Consider the following 18,799-nt stretch of genomic DNA (forward strand, 5'->3'; position numbering starts at 1 on the left):
CTCAATGCGCGCCCATTCCTCCTCACTCAACCAAAACAGCTGCCTTGCCATTCAAGCCTCCTATCCTTGGAAACTTGAATCACAAATCCAACTCAACTGGAATCCCCTAATTGGGTACAGACCCTAGAGCAGATCCCGGTCGGATGGAATCGCCGGAAGCGATCCCCTGGGATATCTGGCGACCGGGTGAATCTGCTCTAACTGTTTGATGGCGATCGGATTCACATGTTTTGGCGCAACCACAAAGTGGTTCCGTCAAAACATGATCCGATCTAGCGCCTCGTATGTCGGCGGCGGGGGTGGCTGGCTGCCTTTTCGGACAGCCAGCCGAGGCGCTTAGCCCATAGGGCTGCTTACTTGGGTCCCGTGTAAGGTCCACTGCAGGTGTGGGTGCCGTTGGGACTCGTCGACATTGTGCCGCCGTATTTTTTACAGGCTTTTATGAGGGCTTCGGGACAGACACCGGGCAGGTAGTCGCTCGGATGGCAGCTGACGCTGTGATTGGCGGCATTGCTGGCCTGTCCGGCTTGGATCCTGCCTACGAGTTCCCGAGCCTGCTGCGATGCTTTGATCCTGTCGCCTGTCGATGCGGCCTGGCCGTCGACGGCCAGGCCGGCCGTCAGCGCACAGGCAATGCCCAGGGCGAAGAGAGCGACCTTGGCGGTGGGTTTCCGTTGAGAAGTATTCTGCATAAAAGGCATGTCTTACTCCGTTTGTTTAACACTTAACGGTAGTAAGTCGAATGTCACGTCAACTTGGTTCAATGCCTCTATGACGCCTGGGCAGGCTGCTCACTCGGTTGCGCTGACTTTCTTCTCGCGGGCTTCCTGGGCCAGCCTGAGGGCGCGGATCAGGGCCGGCGGCATGTCTGCTTTGGCGGCGTCCTGGGCCGGGGTCAGGTTAAGTTTCCTAAGTTGCTCCTGTGCCTCCAGCGCCAGGATCTCGGCCCGCAAAGCGGCGATCCGGGATTCAAAGGCCGGTACGCTGCCGAAGCGCTTGGGGGTCGCAACGCCGCGGTAGGTTCGGGGCTGGGCCAGGCCGCGGCTCGGCGCGCCGCGAATGACCGAGGTGCGGGGCGGCGAGCCGGTGACGGCGAAGTTGCCCAGGCGCTGCCCGGCCGGCCCGTTGTTGAAGATCAGGGTATTGCCGACGGTGTTGTGGGAGCCGCGGGTACCGCAGAACACCGAGGAACCGATGCTGGTGCAGGCGGCAGCCGTTTCCGCGCCCAGGGTGACTGTCATCAAGGCCGCGGCGATCAGGGCCGGGGCCGCGGACCGGGCGATCCGCACTTGGCCGATCCGCACGGGGCCGATCCGCCATAAAGCAGGTTTTCTCATGGTCTTTCTCCCTTGGTCGTCGGGCTGACACTAGAGATACGGCCGGGCCGGCGGTTTGGCTTCATGCCCAACAGTCCGCCCCTTCGATAAGGCCGTGTTTCCAATATGGCGGCAGGGGCGGCCAGGTCCAAGGCACGACTTTGCGAGCGGCCCGTTCCACCGCAGCCCGCCTCCGCCTGGATTGCGAATCCCGGGCGTCTGGGACAGGATAGTCCGGCACGCGAGAATGCAGCAGACAGGGATAAAAACGATGGGTTCCGGGGATTGGCGCTGGTTGCGGGAGTGGGCCGTGAAGATCGGCGGCACGGCCTACATGCTGTTCCTCTTCGCTTTTGTGGCAAGCCATCCCCGTCCGGGCAGCATGGAAAGCCTGATCCACGCACTGCCGCTGGCGGCGGTCCCGGCGCTGATCGGCACCCTGGCCGTCCTCGGCATCATGCTCTACCTGAGACGCCGTCAATAGCGCCGGCGCAGGGCAGCCTCAAGGCCCGCCATGGCGGGCCCCGGGCTTATCCGCTGCCCCCCGGTCAGGTGACCGCCAGGGGATTGCCGGGTGAGCCGGTTGCCCCCTTGATCGGCAAAGGCGCGAAGATGTAGGCAAAGCGCCAGCTTGCGTCGGCGGTCAGGCTCTCCAGGTTGAGGTTTTCGTGCAGGTAGATGCCGTGACGCACCAGCAGTTCCTGGTGGGCCGGGAAGACCTGGGTACTGTCCGGATTGGGCACCACCTCGACGCCCCAGCAATCGGCGCCGACCAGGGATACCTGTTTTTCCGCAAGGTAGCGGGCCGCTTCAAGGCCGATGCCCGGCTCGCCGCTGTTGTAGCGCTCGTTGTCTTCCTTCCACAACAGGCCCCAGCCGCTGCGGATCACCACCACATCGCCCGGTCTGATGGCATCGCCGGAAAGGCCCTGGCGTTCCAGCGCCGCTTCCAGGTCGGCCACGGTGATCTCGGTGCCGGCCTCCAGCATCGCGCCTTTCAGGCCCATCACGTCGATCAGCACACCCGGGGTGAAAAAGGGTTTTACGTGCTCGATGCCCAGTTTCTTCAGGCCGTAGGGCGAGGCGGCTTCGGCCATGGTGACGCCGTTATAGAGGCGCTTTTCGGTGTGGTCGCCGGGTTCTCCGGTCACTACCCCGATGTGTCCCAGACCGTCGAACTGGGTGCCGACCTGGCCGATCTCGGTGGCCAGGAACTCGTCGTTCCAGATGATCTTGTTGTCGCCGAAGGTGCCACCGGTGGGCATGCCCGGGGTGCGCAGCGCAAAGACGCGCTGGCCGAACAGGGGCATGTCGGCTTCATAGACATGGCCCAGGCTGTGGACCTTGCCGGTTTTGATGTTCTGAACCGCTTCCAGGGTTTTTTGCGGCCCCATATGGTTGGAGGCGCCGGCCTGATCCTCCGCGCCCCACTTCGATGGCCACCACTTGTCGCCGATCGGGGTTTCCGCCGCCTGGGCGGCTGTGCCGGAAAGCCCGGCCAGGGTGGCGCCGGCCAGCCCCAGGCCCGCCGATTTCAGAAATCCGCGGCGCGATGCCGCGACTTTCTCGTCCGCAACAATATTCTCAGCCCTGTGCCGAACCGGGGCGTCATGCCCATCTCCCTCATAACCCATGCTTGTCTGCCTCGCTTTTGCTTCTCGGTGGAAGGGTTTGCGTCAGGCAGCCTGATGTCCGGGCCGTCTTCTCCTCTCTGGTTTTCGCCGGGTTCCCTATCCCCGGATTGGGGCCTCAGGCTGCCGTGCCGCCTACGGTGATTGCGTCGATCAGCATGGTCGGCTGGCCGACGCCAACGGGCACGCCCTGGCCGTCCTTGCCGCAGGTGCCGATGCCGTCATCCAGCTTCAGGTCGTTGCCGATCATCTTCACCTTGGTCATGACGTCCGGCCCGTTGCCGATCAGGGTCGCGCCTTTGACCGGTGCGCCGAGCTTGCCGTTCTCGATCAGATAGGCCTCGGTGCAGGAGAACACGAATTTGCCGGAGGTGATGTCGACCTGGCCGCCACCGAAGTTGACGGCAAAGAGCCCGCGGTCGACCGAGGAGAGGATCTCTTCCGGGTCCTTGTCGCCGGCCAGCATGACCGTGTTGGTCATGCGCGGCATGGGGATGTGGGCATAGCTCTGGCGGCGTCCGTTGCCGGTCGGCGTCATGCCCATCAGGCGGGCGTTCTGGCGATCCTGCATGTAGCCGCGCAGGATACCGTCCTCGATCAGGACGGTTGCCTGGCTCGGCGTGCCTTCGTCGTCGATGGTGAGCGAACCGCGGCGGTCCTGCATGGTGCCGTCGTCCATCACGGTGACGCCCGGCGAGGCGACGCGTTCGCCCAGCAGGCCGGAGAAGGCGGAGGTTTTCTTGCGGTTGAAGTCGCCTTCCAGGCCGTGGCCGACGGCTTCATGCAACAGGATGCCGGGCCAGCCGGAACCGAGCACCACCGGCATCTCGCCGGCCGGGGTGTCGACCGATTCGAGGTTGACCAGGGCGCGGCGCAGCGCCTCTTCGACGCCGGGCTGCCAATAGGCGGGGTCGAGCAGCATGTTGTAGGCCAGGCGTCCGCCGCCGCCGTAGCCGCCGGCTTCCATGCGATCGCCTTCGCCGACCACGACCGAGATGTTGAGCCGCACCAGCGGGCGGATGTCGGCGGCGCGCTCGCCGCCGGCGCGCAGGATCTGCACCGCCTGCCACTCCCCGGCCAGGGAGGCGCTGACCTGCTTGATCCGCGGGTCCTTGGCGCGGGCGAAGGCGTCGATCTCGGCCAGCAGCTTCACCTTGTCTTCGAAGGGCACGGCGGAAATCGGATTGTCGTCGGCATAGAGAATACGGTTGGTGCGGCTCGGCCCTTCGGCCATGGTGCCGGAATGGCCGGATTGGACCGCGCGCACCGTCTGCGCGGCGCGGGCGACGGCCTCTTCGGAAAGCTCGCTGGCATGGGCGTAGCCGGCGGCCTCGCCGGAAATGGCGCGCAGGCCGAAGCCCTGCGAGGTATCGAAGCTGGCCGACTTCAGTCGCCCGTCGTCGTAGGTCAGGGCCTCCGACTGGCGGTACTCCACGAACAGCTCGCCGTCGTCGGCCCCGGCCAGGGCGTCGTCCACCGCCGCTTCCAGGCGGTTGCGGTCGAGGCCGGCCTTTGCATAAAAAAGCGCGTCGGTTTCGGCGAGATGTGACATCAGGATTCTCCGGATTCGGCTTCAGGTCTGGCAATCGGCTGCCAGCATGTTTCAATATAGGCCCAGAAATTGATATGGGTTACCGGTCGACAGGATACATCCCTTTGTGAGGATGGCGCCAGGATCGGAGTTGTGCCAAGTCCGGACGGAGCGACTGCAGAGCTGCGGCCAGCGGGGGAAAGAAACAGGTGATTGACGGTTTGCGGGATCACCCGCTGCGCGCGGCCTTGAATGCGGAGGTGCACTCAAGGCCGTTTGCCAGTTTGCAGGCGCCGGAGCGCATCAGCCATCTGGCTCTGCTGTCGGGCGAGCGCGGGGCGGAACGCGACCGCCGCCACGTCGCGGCGCTCTGCGAGCGGTTTGCGGTTGCCGCCCCGACCGCCGGGGATAACCACTTCATGGCCGATTTCGGGCCTTTCCGCCTGAAGTGGGAGCGCCATACCGAGTTTTCCACCTACACGTTCTTTCAGAACGGTGCCTTCGATCCGGCGGCCTTCAGCGGCTTCGCCGTCGATCTGGTGCCGCGGGACTGGGTGATCGGTCTGCCGGGCGACCTGCTGGTCGGTGTCCACCTGGATCTGCTCGATCACAAGATGCCCCTGCCCGATGCGGCGGCGCTGGCCCGGTTGTTTGGCCACGACAACATCGTCGGCAGCCTGGTGTCCGGCGGTTCGGCCGAGGTCTGGATGGATTTCACGGTCCAGGACGACGGCTTTGCGCGGATTATGCTGCGTGACATCAGCCTGCATCCACGCCAGGCCGGCCGCCTCGTTCAACGGTTTCTGGAGATCGAAACCTACCGGATCATGGCCCTGCTGGCTTTCCCGGCGGCCAAGCGCCACGGCGGGGTGCTGGCGGCAACCGGCGAGCGGCTGACCGGCATCACCGGGCGAATGACCGAGATCGAGGGGATGGGCGAGGAGCGCGCGCTGCTCGACGAACTGACCGCGTTCTCCTCTGAGATCGAGGACGTGGCCGCGGCCACCAACTACCGATTCGGCGCGGCCAGCGCCTACTATGCCCTGGTGCGGCGGCGTGTCGAGGAACTGCGCGAGCAGCGCGTCGAGGGTATGCAGACGATCGGGGAGTTCATCGACCGCCGCCTCGCCCCGGCCATGCGCACCTGCGAAGCGGTCTCCGAGCGCCTGGAGGTTCTGTCGCGCCGGGTCGCCCGGGCCAGCGAGCTTCTGCGTACCCGGGTCGACATCCAACTGGAGGCGCAAAACCGGGACCTGCTGCAGTCCATGGACCGCAGGGCACGCGTGCAGCTGCGCCTTCAGGAAACCGTCGAGGGGCTGTCGGTCGCTGCCATCACCTATTATCTGGCCAGTCTGGTGGGCTATCTGGCCAAGGCCGCCAAGGCAACGGGCTTGCCGCTGGACGCCGATATTGCCACCGGCGTCTCGATCCCGGTCATCGCCTTGTTGGTCTGGGCGGCGGTGCGGCGGCTGCGGCGGATCGTATCGCGGGAAAACGCCGCCGGCGGCAAAACCTGAGGCCGCTCCGGCAGGGTTGCGGCATTCGGTCGCACCCGGAAACGCGGGCGCTGCTTTACGCTATTCTTGGTTCAGATTCAAAGGTGCGAAAGGCGCGGCTTTCGGCGGCTTTCCGGACCCTTGTGGAGCAAAGATGCTTGGTATAGTTTGCGCGCGCAGTGGCAGCTATGGTGCCCGGGCAGGGGATGCATGCAGATGGTTTGATGTCTGTGTGTGGCGTTTGGGGGGCTGCCGCCGGCCTTCGCAGGACAGATTGGGATTGCTTGCTATGACAGTGCTGAGCCGGATGGGCCTTGTGGCCGCCGCTTTCTTGTCGACTCTCGGTACGGCCTTCGCGTCCGAGCCGTTGCCGTATCAGCTGGGCTTTCAGCCCGCCGTCACCCCGGTGATGGAACGGATCACCAGTTTCCATAACCTGCTGCTGATCGTTATCACGCTGATCACGCTGTTCGTCTTGGTGCTGCTGCTCTACGTGATGTGGCGCTTCTCCGAGAAACGCAATCCGAACCCGTCGAAGACGACCCACAACACCTTGATCGAGGTGGCCTGGACGGTGATCCCGATCATCATCCTGGTGGTCATCGCGATTCCCTCCTTCCGGCTGCTTTACTTCGCCGAGACGGTGCAGGAATCAGATATCACGGTGAAGGCGATCGGCCGCCAGTGGTACTGGTCTTTCGAATATCCCGATCACGGCAACTTCACCTTCGATGCCAACATGGTGCCGGATGAAGAGCTGCAGCCCGGCCAGCCGCGCCTGCTGACCACCGACAACGCCATGGTGCTGCCGGTCGACACCAACATCCGCTTCCTGATCACAGCCAGCGACGTGCTGCACAACTTCGCCATGCCGTCCTTCGCCTTGAAGACCGACGCGGTGCCGGGCCGGATCAACGAGACCTGGGCCTATGTGCCGGCCGACTTCGCCGGCCGGACTTTCTACGGGCAATGCTCGGAGCTCTGCGGCACGGGCCACGCCTACATGCCGATCATGATCAAGATGGTGACCAAGGAAGAGTTCGCCGCCTGGACCGAGCAGGCCCTGGAGGAATTCGGCAGCGTTGAAGAACCCTCGCCGCTCCGCTTGGCCGAGTCTTCCGCCGTCACCGCCGTCTCTGAGTAGAGGAACCCAACGTCATGGCTTACAGCAGCAGCGACGCACACGACCATCACGACCACAAGCCCGGGTTCTTCGTCCGTTGGTTCTGTTCGACCAACCACAAGGACATCGGCACCCTCTATCTGCTTTTCGCGATCATCGCCGGCCTCATCGGCGGCTTCTTCTCTTTGATCATGCGCATGGAGCTGCAGGACCCGGGCGTCCAGTACCTGCTGAACGATGGCCAGCCGGACGGCCAGCTGTGGAACGTGATCATCACCGCCCACGGCCTGATCATGGTGTTCTTCGTGGTCATGCCGGCGCTGATCGGCGGTTTCGGCAACTGGTTCGTGCCGCTGATGATCGGCGCGCCGGACATGGCCTTCCCGCGCATGAACAACATCTCCTTCTGGCTGCTCGTGCCGGCCTTTCTGCTGCTGCTCGGCTCGGCCTTCGTCGATATCGGCGCAGGGACCGGCTGGACGATCTATCCGCCGCTCTCCGGGCCGCTCGGCCATGGCGGCATGTCGGTGGACATGGCGATCTTCGCCCTGCATCTGGCCGGGGCCTCGTCGATCCTGGGTGCGGTGAACTTCATCACCACGATCTTCAACATGCGCGCGCCGGGCATGACCCTGCACAAGATGCCGCTTTTCGTCTGGTCGATGCTGATCACCGCCTTTCTGCTGCTGCTCTCGCTGCCGGTTCTGGGCGGGGCCATCACCATGCTGCTGACCGACCGCAACTTCGGCACCAGCTTCTTCGATCCGGCCGGCGGCGGTGATCCGATCCTGTTCCAGCACCTGTTCTGGTTCTTCGGGCATCCCGAGGTCTACATCATGATCCTGCCGGCCTTCGGCATCATCAGCCATATTATCTCGACCTTTTCCCGCAAGCCGGTCTTCGGTTACCTGGGCATGGCCTACGCGATGGTTTCGATCGGTTTCGTCGGCTTCATCGTCTGGGCCCACCACATGTACACCGTGGGTCTGGACGTCGACACCAAGGCCTACTTCACGGCGGCCACCATGGTGATCGCGGTGCCGACCGGCGTGAAGATATTCTCCTGGATCGCCACCATGTGGGGCGGTTCGATCCGCTTCACCACGCCCATGCTCTGGGCCGTTGGCTTTATCTTCCTGTTCACCCTCGGCGGGGTGACCGGGGTGGTGCTGGCCAACGCCGGCATGGATATCGCCATGCACGACACCTACTACGTCGTGGCCCACTTCCACTACGTGCTCAGTCTGGGCGCGGTCTTCGGTATCTTTGCCGCCTTCTACTACTGGTTCGGCAAGATGTCGGGCCGGGAGTTCCCGGAATGGGCCGGCAAGCTGCACTTCTGGGTGACCTTTGTCGGCGTCAATCTGACGTTCTTCCCGCAGCACTTCCTGGGGCTGGCCGGTATGCCGCGCCGCTACATCGACTATCCCGACGCCTTTGCGGGCTGGAACGCGGTTTCCTCCTACGGGTCCTACATCTCCATCGCGGCGACCGTGTTCTTCGTCGTGATGACGCTGTATGCGCTGGTGGCCGGCCGCAAGGCCGAGGCCAATCCCTGGGGCGAGGGGGCGACGACGCTGGAGTGGACCGTGTCCTCGCCGCCGCCGTTCCACACCTTCAACGACCTGCCGCAGGTCCGATAGGAGCGCGGAGAGAGCATGTCAGGGCGAGAGAGGAAACGACAGGGTGAGTGACGCCTCGCTCAGTCTTGCAGGGGCGGAGGTTTCCTTTACGGAAGCTCCCGCGGCTGCGCGCCGTTCCGGTGCGCGGGTTTCCGACTACTTTGCCCTGCTGAAGCCGCGGGTCATGTCGCTGGTGGTGTTCAGCGGTTTTGCCGGGCTCTACGCCGCGCCCGGCGATATCCATCCCTTCCTGGCCGCCGTCGCGGTGCTTTGTATCGCCGTCGGCGCCGGTGCCGCCGGGGCCATCAACATGTGGTACGAGCGCGATATCGATGCGGTGATGGAGCGTACCCGCGGGCGGCCTTTGCCGCGCGGCAGGATCGCCCCGCAGGAGGCCCTGGCCTTCGGTGTGATTCTCAGCCTGCTGTCGGTCATGCTGATGGGGATCGCGATCAATTGGGCGGCGGCGGCGCTATTGGGCCTGGCCAATGCCTTCTACGTCTTCGTCTACACCATCTGGCTGAAGCGCCGCACGCCGCAGAACATTGTGATCGGCGGTGCCGCCGGCGCCTTTCCGCCGATGATCGGCTGGGCGGCGGTCACTGGCGGTGTGGAGCTGCAGTCGATCGCCCTTTTCGCGCTGATCTTCATCTGGACGCCGCCGCACTTCTGGGCGCTCGCCCTCTATCGCCGCATTGACTATACCAAAGCCAGGGTGCCCATGTTGCCGGTGGTGGCGGGCGCGGCGGCGACCAAGCGGCAGATCCTTCTCTACAGCCTCGTCCTGGCACCGCTCGGCCTTGTGCCGGCCTTCCTGGGAACCGCCGGGGTCGTCTACGGCCTGGTGGCGGCGGTGATGGGCTTGTGCTTTGTACTGCTGGCGTTGCGGGTACAGCGCGAGGAAGGCGATAAGGCGGCCAAGCAGCTGTTCGGCTTTTCCATCCTCTATCTTTTTGTGCTCTTCGGGCTCATCATTGTCGACCGGGCGCCCGGCCTTCTGACCGAGGCGGCGCCGGTTCTGGCCGCCGTTTCCTGGATTGTGGGCTGATGGCGATGACAGACGACGAGGAGAAAGAACGGTTGCGCCAACAAAGACGCAAGAACTGGGCGCTCTTCGCGATCCTGATCACCTTTATCGTGGTCGTTTATTTCGTCTCCATCATTCGCATGGGCGGAGGTTGAAAATGGCGGATCAAAAGAACGATGCTGGACAGCAGACCCGCGCGAACGGGCGCGTTGCCTTTGCGCTGGCGGGCGTCGTTGTCGCGATGGGCGGCCTCGCCTACGCATCGGTGCCGCTCTACGAGCTGTTCTGCCGTGTTACCGGCTACGGCGGCACCACCCAGGTGGCGGAAAGCCTGCCCGAGAGTGTCGGCGAGCGGATGGTCACGGTGCGCTTCAACGCGGATGTGAACCCGGACCTGCCCTGGGCCTTCCAACCGGTCGAGCGGGAAGTCAGCCTGCGGGTCGGCGAATCCGGCCTCGCCTTTTACCGGGCGACGAACACATCGGCCCGCCGCACGGCGGGAACAGCCACCTTCAACGTCACGCCGTTGAAGGCCGGCCAGTATTTCAACAAGGTGCAGTGCTTCTGCTTTACCGAACAGCAGCTCGCACCCGGCGAGTCCATGGACATGGCGGTCAGCTTCTTCGTCGATCCGGCGATCGAGGAGGATCCCAACCTGGCCGAAGTGAAAACCATTACCCTCTCCTATACCTTCTTTCCGGACCTGGACGCTGCGGTGGAGGAGCCGCTTGCGAGCCTTTCCCGGACGGAAGAAGATTCGGAGCAGGGATCTGTAGTGAACTGATTGCAGTTGATTGACTGCGAGAGCCAAAGGGTGCCGGCCGTGTTTCGCCGGTAGCAATAAGCGGGGAATACCATGAGCGCAGGCCACGAACAGAATCATCCCTACCACCTGGTAGATCCCAGCCCCGTACCGTTTTTCGGGGCCATCTCCGGTGGTGTGCTCGCCCTCGGCATGGTGTTTTTCATGCACGATGTCACCACCTGGGTTCTGCCGGTCGGCGTTTTGCTGGTCGCGGCGACCATGGTTTTCTGGTGGCGCCAGGTGATCAACGAGGCGACCCATCAGGGCCACCACAACAAGGTGGTGCAGCTCGGCCTGCGCTACGGCATGGTCTTGTTTATCGCCTCCGAGGTGATGTTCTTCGCCGCCTTCTTCTGGGCCTTCTTCGATGCCAGCCTGTTTGCCGGGGAAGTCCAGCAGTTCGAGCGTGTCGAGCACACCGGGGGTGTCTGGCCGCCGGCCGGCGTGGAGGTCTTCCCGGCCTTCCACCTGCCGTTGCTCAATACCATGATCCTGCTGCTGTCGGGCTGCACCGTGACCTGGGCCCATCACGCACTGATACACGGCGACCGCCAGGGGCTGCTGCAGGGACTGGGGCTGACCATTTTTCTCGGCGCGGTCTTCACCGCCGTCCAGGCCTATGAGTACGGCCACGCCGCCTTCGGTTTCACCGATGGCATCTACTCATCGACTTTCTATATGGCGACCGGCTTCCACGGCTTTCATGTGCTGGTCGGCACCATCTTCCTGATTGTCTGCTGGTTCCGCGCCTACTACGGCCACTTCAAGCCGGACCATCATTTCGGTTTCGAGGCGGCGGCCTGGTACTGGCATTTTGTTGACGTGGTATGGCTGTTCCTCTTCATCTGCGTTTACTGGTGGGGCGGCAACTGATCGATCTCGCCGCCGGGCCCGATTTCCGGGCCGGCCCAGAAGCTTGGGGGGCGCTGTCGTGACGGCGCCCCGCCGAACCCCAGAAGACTCCGCTTCCGACGACGCCTATGCGCCGCTCTCGCCGCTTCGGACCGGCCTGACCTGCCGCTGTCCGCGTTGCGGCAAGGGCAGGCTGTTCGCCGGCTTTCTGACCGTGGCGGCGCGCTGTGCCGTCTGCGGCTTCGATCTCAGCGAGCAGAACAGCGGCGACGGACCGGCCGTGTTCATCATCTTCATCCTCGGCGCGGTCGTGGTCCCGCTGGTCTTCTGGTTCGAGTTTGCCTACGAGCCGCCAATTTGGCTTCATATGCTGATCTGGGTGCCGGTGATCCTGGGTGGCGCGCTGGGTATGCTGCGCCCCATGAAAGGTGTGATGATCGCCCTGCAGTACCGCAACAAGGCCAGCGACAGCGGCACGGTGGATTACAGCCTCACCGCCGATGACAGGAAAAATGGTTCAAAAGACGACCGGGAAGACGAACGATGAGCGCACCTGAAAGCCATGGCATCGCTCGGGGCAGGCGGCGCTTCCGCCCGACTTTCTGGGCGACGTTCTGTGCGGTGCCTGCCCTGATCATCCTGCTGGGGCTTGGCACCTGGCAGGTCCAACGGCTGCACTGGAAAGAAGGCGAGATCGCCAAGCGCGAAGAGCGTTCGCAGGGGCCCGGTATTCCACTGCCCGGCGCCTTCCCCGACCCGGCGGCCGTCGAGTTCACCCGCGTCGCCCTGGCCGGCAGCTTTCTGCACGATCAGGAATTCTACCTCGGCGCCCGCACCGAAAAAGGCCGGGTTGGTTTCAATGTGGTGACGCCCTTCCGGCTCGACGACGGCCGCATCCTGCTGATGAACCGTGGCTGGGTGCCGGAGAACCGCCGCGACCCGGCAACCCGTGCGGAGGGCCAGCTGGCCGGCCCCCTGGAGGTCGAGGCGCTGCTGCGCACCGACGGCTGGAAAGGCGTCGACTTCGCCAAACCGCCCAACAAGCCGGAGGAGCGCTTCTACTTCTGGCTCGACCTGCCGGTCATGGCTGAAGGCGTGTCAGCGGGGCCGATCATCACCGAGATCTATGCCGACGCCGTGTTTTCAGAGATGCCCGGCGGTATGCCGTTCGGCGGGCAGACCCGCATCGCCCTGAAGAACGACCACCTGGAATACGCCATCACCTGGTACTCCTTCGCGCTCATCCTGGCGGTGATTTATTTCCTCTTCCACTATCGCCCGGAAGAAGAAGGACCCGACGACGCGGCCTGATCGGGTGACTTGATAACCTGGGCCCGCTCGGTCATCTATCTTGGTGATGATCAATTCGATGTCATGAAGGGATCGGCATGACCGCTTACGACCAGCTTTCCCGCAAATTCAAGCGCCTGCACGCCCTGCAGGAGGCGGCGGGCATTCTCTCCTGGGACATGTCGACGGTAATGCCGTCCGGCGGGGCGGAGGCGCGTACGGAGCAGCTGGCGACCCTGGACGTGGTCTGCCACGAGACCCTGACCGATCCGGCGATGGACGAGCTGTTTGACCGGGCCTCGGCCGAGGCGACCGGCCTGTCCGACTGGGCCCAGGCCAATCTCACGGAGATGCGCCGCCGCTGGCTCCATGCCACGGCCCTGGAAAGCGACCTTGTGGAGGCGCTTTCGAAAGCCTGCAAGCGCTGCGAGATGATCTGGCGTGAGGCGCGGCCGAAGTCGGATTTCGCCGCCGTGCTGCCGGCCATGACGGAGGTGCTGAACCTGACGCGCCAAGCCGCCGCCGCCAAATCGGAAAAGCTGGGCTGCTCGCTCTATGATGCGCTACTGGACGAGTACGAACCCGGTGGCTCTTCGGCGCGCATCGATACCGTCTTTGCCGACTTGGCCGACTTCCTGCCCGGCTTTCTGGACGATGTGTTGGCACGTCAGGGCCAGCAAACCGCGACCCTGCCGCTCGCCGGGCCGTTCCCGCGCGCGCAGCAGGAGGCGCTGGGGCGCAGACTGATGGCCGCCGTCGGCTTCGATTTCGATCACGGCCGGCTCGATGTTTCCCTGCATCCTTTCTGCGGCGGTGTGCCCGACGACGTGCGCATCACCACGCGCTACGACGAGGATGACTTCATGACCGCCCTTATGGGCGTGCTGCACGAAACCGGGCACGCGATGTACGAGCGTGGCCTGCCGCAGGACTGGCGCCTGCAGCCGGTGGGCGAGGCGCGCGGCATGGCGATGCACGAAAGCCAGTCCCTGATGGTGGAGATGCAGGCCTGCCGCTCTGCCGAGTTCGTGTCTTTCCTGGCGCCCCTGGCGCGCGAGGCCTTCGGCGGCAGCGGCCCGGCCTGGGAGGCGGATAACCTGTTGCGCCATTACAACGCCGTGAAGCCGGACTTCATCCGCGTCGATGCGGACGAGGTAACCTATCCGGCGCACGTCATTCTGCGCTACCGGCTGGAGAAGGCGCTGATCGCCGGGGAGATGGAGCTGGAGGCGCTGCCCGATGAATGGAACCGGGGCATCAAGGGCCTCTTGGGCATCGCCCCGCCGGAGGATCGCCTGGGCTGCCTGCAGGACATTCACTGGTACGACGGCGCCTGGGGGTATTTTCCGACCTATACCTTGGGGGCGATGACGGCGGCGCAGCTCTTCGCTGCCGCCAAACGGGCGCGGCCGGAAATCCCGGCGGCCCTGGGCCGGGGCGATTTCGCGCCGCTGATGGGCTGGCTGCGCGAACACGTCCATGCCCAGGCCTCTTCCGCCGGCTTCGAGACGATTCTGGAGCGCGCAAGCGGTGAGGCACTCAACCCCGAGATCTTCAAGGCCCACCTGAAAGCGCGCTATCTTTCCTAAGGCGGCGTTCGGCACGACCTGGCATTCTTTTCTTCTGCTGCGCGGAAGCCCCCTCACCCCGACCCTCTCCCACGGAGGGGAGAGGGGGAAACAAATAAGGTCGAGTCGGCTCTATTTCCCTCTCCCCTTTGTGGGAGAGGGAGGGGCCCGCGTAGCGGGAGGGTGAGGGGGAAATCAGTTTCCCGCGTATCGGGAGGGTGAGGGGGAAATCAGTTTCCCGCGTAGCGGGAGGGTGAGGGGCTGGTTCCGACAATCCGGCGCACGTAGCCTTTGTTGAACCCTTCGCCGTCAGCCGCCACATGAGCTTCGAAGCATTTCAATCACGCGAGGAGAAGCACCATGGCAATCGGCGGACTGGGCGGCGGCATTGGCCGCATGGGGGCGAAAGCGGCTGAAAGCGCCGTCAACCTGGTACAGGACCTCACCGGCGCTGGCGTCTATCCGGCCAATGACTATGCCCTGGCGGCCTATCTTTTCGAGCGTATTGCCCAGGCGGAAAAAGAGACTGCCACACAGGATCGGGCTTACTACCTCTCTCTCATGGCGAGTTGTCTCGAAACCGTGCGGAAGGCTGGCATGGCGGACAAACCGGCCTCTTAGACTGCGATTCTGGACGTCGGATGGCTTTCCCGCGCGCCTCGGCCTAACCCCAAGTCTTACTGAGTTAACCTTGGAAGTTCGTCCGCTAACCTTAGTTAGGGGTGACTAAGGTATTGCTCAGGTTGGATATTTTTCTACCTGAAAAATTTATCTTGTTTTTGAACTAACCAGGATCTCTCCGCGACAAATGAGCAACCTAACGATTGGTGCAAATGGAGAGAGTTATGATCAAGGAACAGATTACGAAGGGTCTGCTGGTTTCGGCCATCGCCCTGACCCTGGGGTCCGGCGTTGCCGCCGCCCAGCAGAATTCGTCCGATGGATTGATCGGCGATGTCGCCGCCGTGCTTGCCGCGCGCAGCGATGTTTTCCAGGCGACTTCGGCCAATCTCGATGTCGTGCCGCTGAATATGGCCGGTTCCTGCCCGCAGGCTTATGCCTTCAACATCCGGGTCGGCGCCCAGTCCCCCGGCAAGCTGACCTATCAGATCGTCACCGAAGACGGGCGGGCCTCGCAGGTCTTCGAAGCTGAGGCCAGCGCCACCGAAGACGGGCTTTTCGCTGTCAAGGCAAGCCACAAGCTGGCCCTGGCGCAGAGCGAACAGACCGCCGAAGACTCCTCGATCGTGGTTTTCGATCAACTGGAGAACTTCAAGCAAATCCGTGAGCCTGACTTCTTCGAGCGGCTCTTCGGCACCGGCCCGGCGGCTGAGGACGACGATGTCCAGGGCCTGCGTAACCAGGCCTTCATGGTGAAGGTTCTCGCCCCGAACCAGGTGGCCTCCAGCTTTGACCGCCATTCGGTGAGTTGTGAGCCTCAGCGCGAGACGCGCATCATTCCGGCCTCCATGGAGAGCCAGCGTGATCCCGGCGACCGCGACCGTGGCGGTAGAGACCGTGGTGGCAGAGGTGGTGGTGATTCTTCCAGCACCGATGGTGGTGGCCGTGACCGTGGCGACCCCAGCGGCGGCACGGCGGGGGGGATCTGAACCCTGCAGCCAGGTTTGCTTTGAAGAATACAACAATGGGAAGGCCCGCCTGACGGCGGGCCTTCTGCTGTCTCACCGGGAAGAAATCGATGAATGCCCCCGACCGCGGCGGCTTCCATCGCACCCCGCTTGATCGCCCTCCGGACCAGGGCCGCGCTGTTGATCATGGCTGCGCGCTTTAGCTTTCAGTTAACCAAGATCTCCGGCAAGCCAAAGACCCCCCCCTGTTTTTGAACTCCGCCAGCCCTCCTTGCGACCTATGGGCAACCGAATGATTGGTGCAGATGGAGAGAGTTCATGATTAAGGAACAGGTTGCCAAGGGTCTGCTGGTTTCGGCCATCGCCCTGACCCTGGGGTCCGGCGTTGCCGCCGCCCAACAGAATTCGTCCGATGGATTGATCGGCGATGTCGCCGCCGTGCTTGCCGCCCGTAGCGATGTCTTCCAGGCGACCACGGCCAGTCTTGATGTCGTGCCGATGAACATGGCCGGCTCCTGCCCGCGGGCCTTTGCTTTCAATGTCAGCGTCGGTGCCCAGTCCCCCGGCACGCTGTCCTATCAGATTGTCACGGACGACGGCCGCGAGTCCCAGGTCTTTAAGGCCCAGACACGCGCGACGGAAGACGGTCTCTTTGCCGCCCAGGCCAGCCACAAGCTGGCCCTGGTGGAGAGCGAGCAGACCGAAGCCGATGCTTCGATCGTCGTCTTCGACCGGCCGGAGAATCCGACACCGGCTCGTGAGCCTGACTTTTTCGAGCGGCTTTTCGGCACAGGTCCGGCCGCCGAGCCGTATGACCCCCAGGGTCTGCGCAATCAGGCCTTCAAAGTGAAGGTGGTGGCGCCGAACGAAGTGGTCTCGGCCTTCGACAGCCTCTCGGTCAGTTGCGAGCCGCAGCGCACACCACGGGTCGTTCCGGCCACGGAGAGCCAGCGTGATCCCGGCGACCGCGACCGTGGCGGACGTGATCCCGGTGGGCGTGATCCCGGCGGACGTGATTCCGGTGGAACCGGCGGTGGGGGCAGCGGACCATCAGGTACCCCCTGAGGCATACAGCAAGAGTTCAGTTTTGAGAGTGTAAAGATGAAGAAGGCCCGCCGTCAGGCGGGCCTTCTGCTATCTCACCAGAAGCCGATGAGCACGGCCAGCATGGCCAGGATCAGGAGGCCGGCCTGGATCTTCAGGTTCCTGTACCAAGCCCCGCCCAAGGTGCCTTCAGCGATCGCGATTTCGGGCCGCCAGGTGGTGCGCTCGATCTGTTCAGCATCCGGTGCCGCCGTCGCCAGACTGACGACCACGAAAACCACCGTGCTGAACAGCGCCATGATGCCGACGTTGATGGTGAAGTGGATCGGCCAGTAACCGAACTGGCCGGCGAAGAAAACCACCAGGCCGACGCTGTGACCGACCACCAGCGACCAGAACGCCCCGTCGCCGTTTCCGCGCCGCCAGAAAACGCCGATCAGGAAGATTGCGGCGATCGGCGGCACCAGGATCGAAAAGGCCTGCTGCAAGTACGACCAGAGACCGCCGAAGTTGGAGATCATCGGCGCCCAGGCGATGGCGACGACCATCAGGATCAGGGTCGTGACCTGGCCATAGCGGCCGACCTTCTCGGGCTTGAACTCCGGGTGGTGCGGTTCGATGAAATCGTGCACCACCAGCGTCGATGCCGAGTTCAAGGTCGAATCCACACTCGACATGATGGCGGCCACCAGGCCGGCCAGAACCAGACCGGTGATGCCGACAGGCAATACGGTCGTGACCAGGGTCGGGAACACCATGTCGGCGTTGGGCAGGTCGGGCAGCAGCACGATTGCCATGGCGCCGGGCAGGACCATGGTGAACAGCGGAATCAGTTTCAGGAAACCGCCAAGCATGGCGCCCCACTGGGCGTGCTTCAGGTCTTTGGCGCCGAGCACGCGTTGCACGATGTACTGGTTGGTCACCCAGTACCAGAATCCGAGCAGCGAGACGCCCATGATGATGCCGAGCCAGGGCAGTTGCGGATCGTCGAGCGGCTGGATCATCGACAGGTGCCCGGCCGGCGCGGCCTCCACCACCCGGGCCCAGGAATAATCCAGTTCGCCGAACATGATGATGGTCATCAAGGTGCTGCCGAAGATCAGTACGACGGCCTGCAGCACGTCGGTGTAGACCACGGCCTTCAGGCCGCCTGCGGCGGTGTAGATGCCGGCGAAGAGGCCGAGGCCGAGGCAGACCTGCCAGATCACCAGGTCCGGGAAGAAGGTCTTCAGAACCACCGAGCCGGCATAGAGCCCGCCGGCGGTATCGACGATGATGCTGAGCAGGATCGTCACCAGCGAGAAATAGACCCGCGAGCGCCGGTCGAAGCGCAGTTCCAGAAACTCGGGGATCGTCGTGATGCGCGAGCGCAGATAGAGCGGCGCAAAGACGAAAGCCAGAATGATCAGCGGCACCCCCGACATCCACTCGTAGGTCGATACCGAGATGCCGGCCGAGTAGGCGGCGCCGGCCAGCCCGATCAGGGTGGTGCTGGAAATGTTCGAAGCAAAGAGTGAAAAGCCGATCACGCCCCAGGTGAGCGCGCGGCCGGCGAGAAAGAGATCGTCGCCGGTCTCCGTCGTTTTCGCGACCCAGACACCGATGATGATCGTGACGACAAAATAAGCGATCAGCACCGCAATATCGATGCCGCTGATGGCTGCGCCAACCTCTGACATATTTCCCCCCAGTTGTTTGTTTTTTGGGTCGATCCGATGTTGCGAACCGCCAGCCCTATCGCGTGATCTGCGCTTTTCTGCGGTTTATCTGTTGAGCGGTGGTGACGCTCTCCAGGCCCCGTGCCTCGGGTTCCACTGCGTAGGTGGCACAATTTGATCGTGTTTCGTTTGGCAGGGCATCCCGCAGACCGACAAAATAATCCGGGATGCTATGGCTCAAGCCGCC

General features: G+C 63.7%; 19 protein-coding genes. 14 read left to right on the forward strand and 5 right to left on the reverse strand.

The features are described from left to right. Nucleotides 1-353 precede the first annotated feature (353 nt). Together HBA54_RS26720 and HBA54_RS26725 are read right to left on the reverse strand one after the other, a co-directional pair. Nucleotides 354-701 (reverse strand): hypothetical protein, encoded by a 348-nt coding sequence (locus HBA54_RS26720; protein ID WP_167231112.1) that lies wholly within the window; start codon nt 699-701, stop codon nt 354-356. 90 nt (nt 702-791) lie between these two features. Next, a complete protein-coding gene (locus HBA54_RS26725; RefSeq protein WP_167231115.1) occupies nt 792-1,337 on the reverse strand; it encodes a hypothetical protein in 546 nt (181 codons plus the stop codon). A 250-nt stretch (nt 1,338-1,587) separates the two neighbouring features. Here HBA54_RS26725 and HBA54_RS26730 point away from each other — a divergent pair, with 250 nt between their 5' ends. Then, nucleotides 1,588-1,800: a hypothetical protein gene (locus HBA54_RS26730; protein ID WP_167231118.1), complete on the forward strand. Its 213-nt coding sequence runs from the start codon at nt 1,588-1,590 to the stop codon at nt 1,798-1,800. Nucleotides 1,801-1,864: 64 nt separating this feature from the next. Here HBA54_RS26730 and HBA54_RS26735 read toward each other — a convergent pair whose 3' ends face one another. After that, a complete protein-coding gene (locus HBA54_RS26735; RefSeq protein WP_167231121.1) occupies nt 1,865-2,950 on the reverse strand; it encodes a cyclase family protein in 1,086 nt (361 codons plus the stop codon). Between the two features lie 115 nt (nt 2,951-3,065). Next, complete coding sequence (tldD, locus tag HBA54_RS26740) at nt 3,066-4,499, reverse strand: metalloprotease TldD (protein WP_167231124.1); 1,434 nt, start codon at nt 4,497-4,499, stop codon at nt 3,066-3,068. A 188-nt stretch (nt 4,500-4,687) separates the two neighbouring features. On the opposite strand from tldD, the gene HBA54_RS26745 reads away from it, so the two are divergent. From HBA54_RS26745 to HBA54_RS26800, 13 genes are all read left to right on the forward strand, one after another. Continuing rightward, on the forward strand, nt 4,688-5,995 hold the full coding sequence (locus HBA54_RS26745; protein WP_322096132.1) for a DUF3422 family protein: 1,308 nt from the start codon (nt 4,688-4,690) through the stop codon (nt 5,993-5,995). A 268-nt stretch (nt 5,996-6,263) separates the two neighbouring features. Beyond that, complete coding sequence (gene coxB / locus HBA54_RS26750; protein WP_167231127.1) at nt 6,264-7,118, forward strand: cytochrome c oxidase subunit II; 855 nt, start codon at nt 6,264-6,266, stop codon at nt 7,116-7,118. Between the two features lie 14 nt (nt 7,119-7,132). Beyond that, entirely contained in the window at nt 7,133-8,740 is a 1,608-nt protein-coding gene (ctaD, locus tag HBA54_RS26755) for a cytochrome c oxidase subunit I (protein WP_167231130.1), read from the forward strand. Nucleotides 8,741-8,783: 43 nt separating this feature from the next. Further along, nucleotides 8,784-9,767 carry a heme o synthase gene (locus HBA54_RS26760; protein ID WP_167231133.1) on the forward strand — a complete coding sequence of 328 codons (984 nt, stop codon included), beginning with the start codon at nt 8,784-8,786 and terminating at the stop codon, nt 9,765-9,767. Beyond that, the gene (locus HBA54_RS29555) at nt 9,767-9,901 is read left to right on the forward strand and encodes a cytochrome c oxidase system small membrane protein (protein ID WP_277345438.1); all 135 of its coding nucleotides are present in this window, start codon (nt 9,767-9,769) and stop codon (nt 9,899-9,901) included. Before HBA54_RS26760 ends, HBA54_RS29555 begins: the two co-directional genes overlap by 1 nt. A gap of 2 nt (nt 9,902-9,903) precedes the next feature. Further along, on the forward strand, nt 9,904-10,530 hold the full coding sequence (locus tag HBA54_RS26765) for a cytochrome c oxidase assembly protein (RefSeq protein WP_167231136.1): 627 nt from the start codon (nt 9,904-9,906) through the stop codon (nt 10,528-10,530). A 72-nt stretch (nt 10,531-10,602) separates the two neighbouring features. Then, entirely contained in the window at nt 10,603-11,424 is an 822-nt protein-coding gene (locus HBA54_RS26770; protein ID WP_167231139.1) for a cytochrome c oxidase subunit 3, read from the forward strand. A 58-nt stretch (nt 11,425-11,482) separates the two neighbouring features. Then, nucleotides 11,483-11,950: a DUF983 domain-containing protein gene (locus HBA54_RS26775; protein ID WP_167231142.1), complete on the forward strand. Its 468-nt coding sequence runs from the start codon at nt 11,483-11,485 to the stop codon at nt 11,948-11,950. Then, a complete protein-coding gene (locus tag HBA54_RS26780) occupies nt 11,947-12,714 on the forward strand; it encodes an SURF1 family protein (RefSeq protein ID WP_167231145.1) in 768 nt (255 codons plus the stop codon). The genes HBA54_RS26775 and HBA54_RS26780 overlap by 4 nt, the downstream gene beginning before the upstream one ends. A gap of 77 nt (nt 12,715-12,791) precedes the next feature. Further along, the gene (locus tag HBA54_RS26785) at nt 12,792-14,282 is read left to right on the forward strand and encodes a carboxypeptidase M32 (RefSeq protein WP_167231148.1); all 1,491 of its coding nucleotides are present in this window, start codon (nt 12,792-12,794) and stop codon (nt 14,280-14,282) included. 339 nt (nt 14,283-14,621) lie between these two features. Then, nucleotides 14,622-14,882: a hypothetical protein gene (locus tag HBA54_RS26790; RefSeq protein ID WP_167231151.1), complete on the forward strand. Its 261-nt coding sequence runs from the start codon at nt 14,622-14,624 to the stop codon at nt 14,880-14,882. Between the two features lie 224 nt (nt 14,883-15,106). After that, the gene (locus tag HBA54_RS26795; RefSeq protein WP_167231154.1) at nt 15,107-15,871 is read left to right on the forward strand and encodes a hypothetical protein; all 765 of its coding nucleotides are present in this window, start codon (nt 15,107-15,109) and stop codon (nt 15,869-15,871) included. A 297-nt stretch (nt 15,872-16,168) separates the two neighbouring features. After that, nucleotides 16,169-16,915 carry an RNA methyltransferase gene (locus HBA54_RS26800; RefSeq protein WP_167231109.1) on the forward strand — a complete coding sequence of 249 codons (747 nt, stop codon included), beginning with the start codon at nt 16,169-16,171 and terminating at the stop codon, nt 16,913-16,915. A 74-nt stretch (nt 16,916-16,989) separates the two neighbouring features. Here the strand turns inward: HBA54_RS26800 and HBA54_RS26805 are convergent, their stop codons facing one another. After that, the gene (locus HBA54_RS26805; protein WP_167231157.1) at nt 16,990-18,573 is read right to left on the reverse strand and encodes a sodium:solute symporter; all 1,584 of its coding nucleotides are present in this window, start codon (nt 18,571-18,573) and stop codon (nt 16,990-16,992) included. Nucleotides 18,574-18,799: the final 226 nt, after the last annotated feature.

Origin of the sequence: Pelagibius litoralis (assembly GCF_011683915.1) — a bacterium.
Lineage (GTDB): Bacteria > Pseudomonadota > Alphaproteobacteria > Kiloniellales > Kiloniellaceae > Pelagibius > Pelagibius litoralis.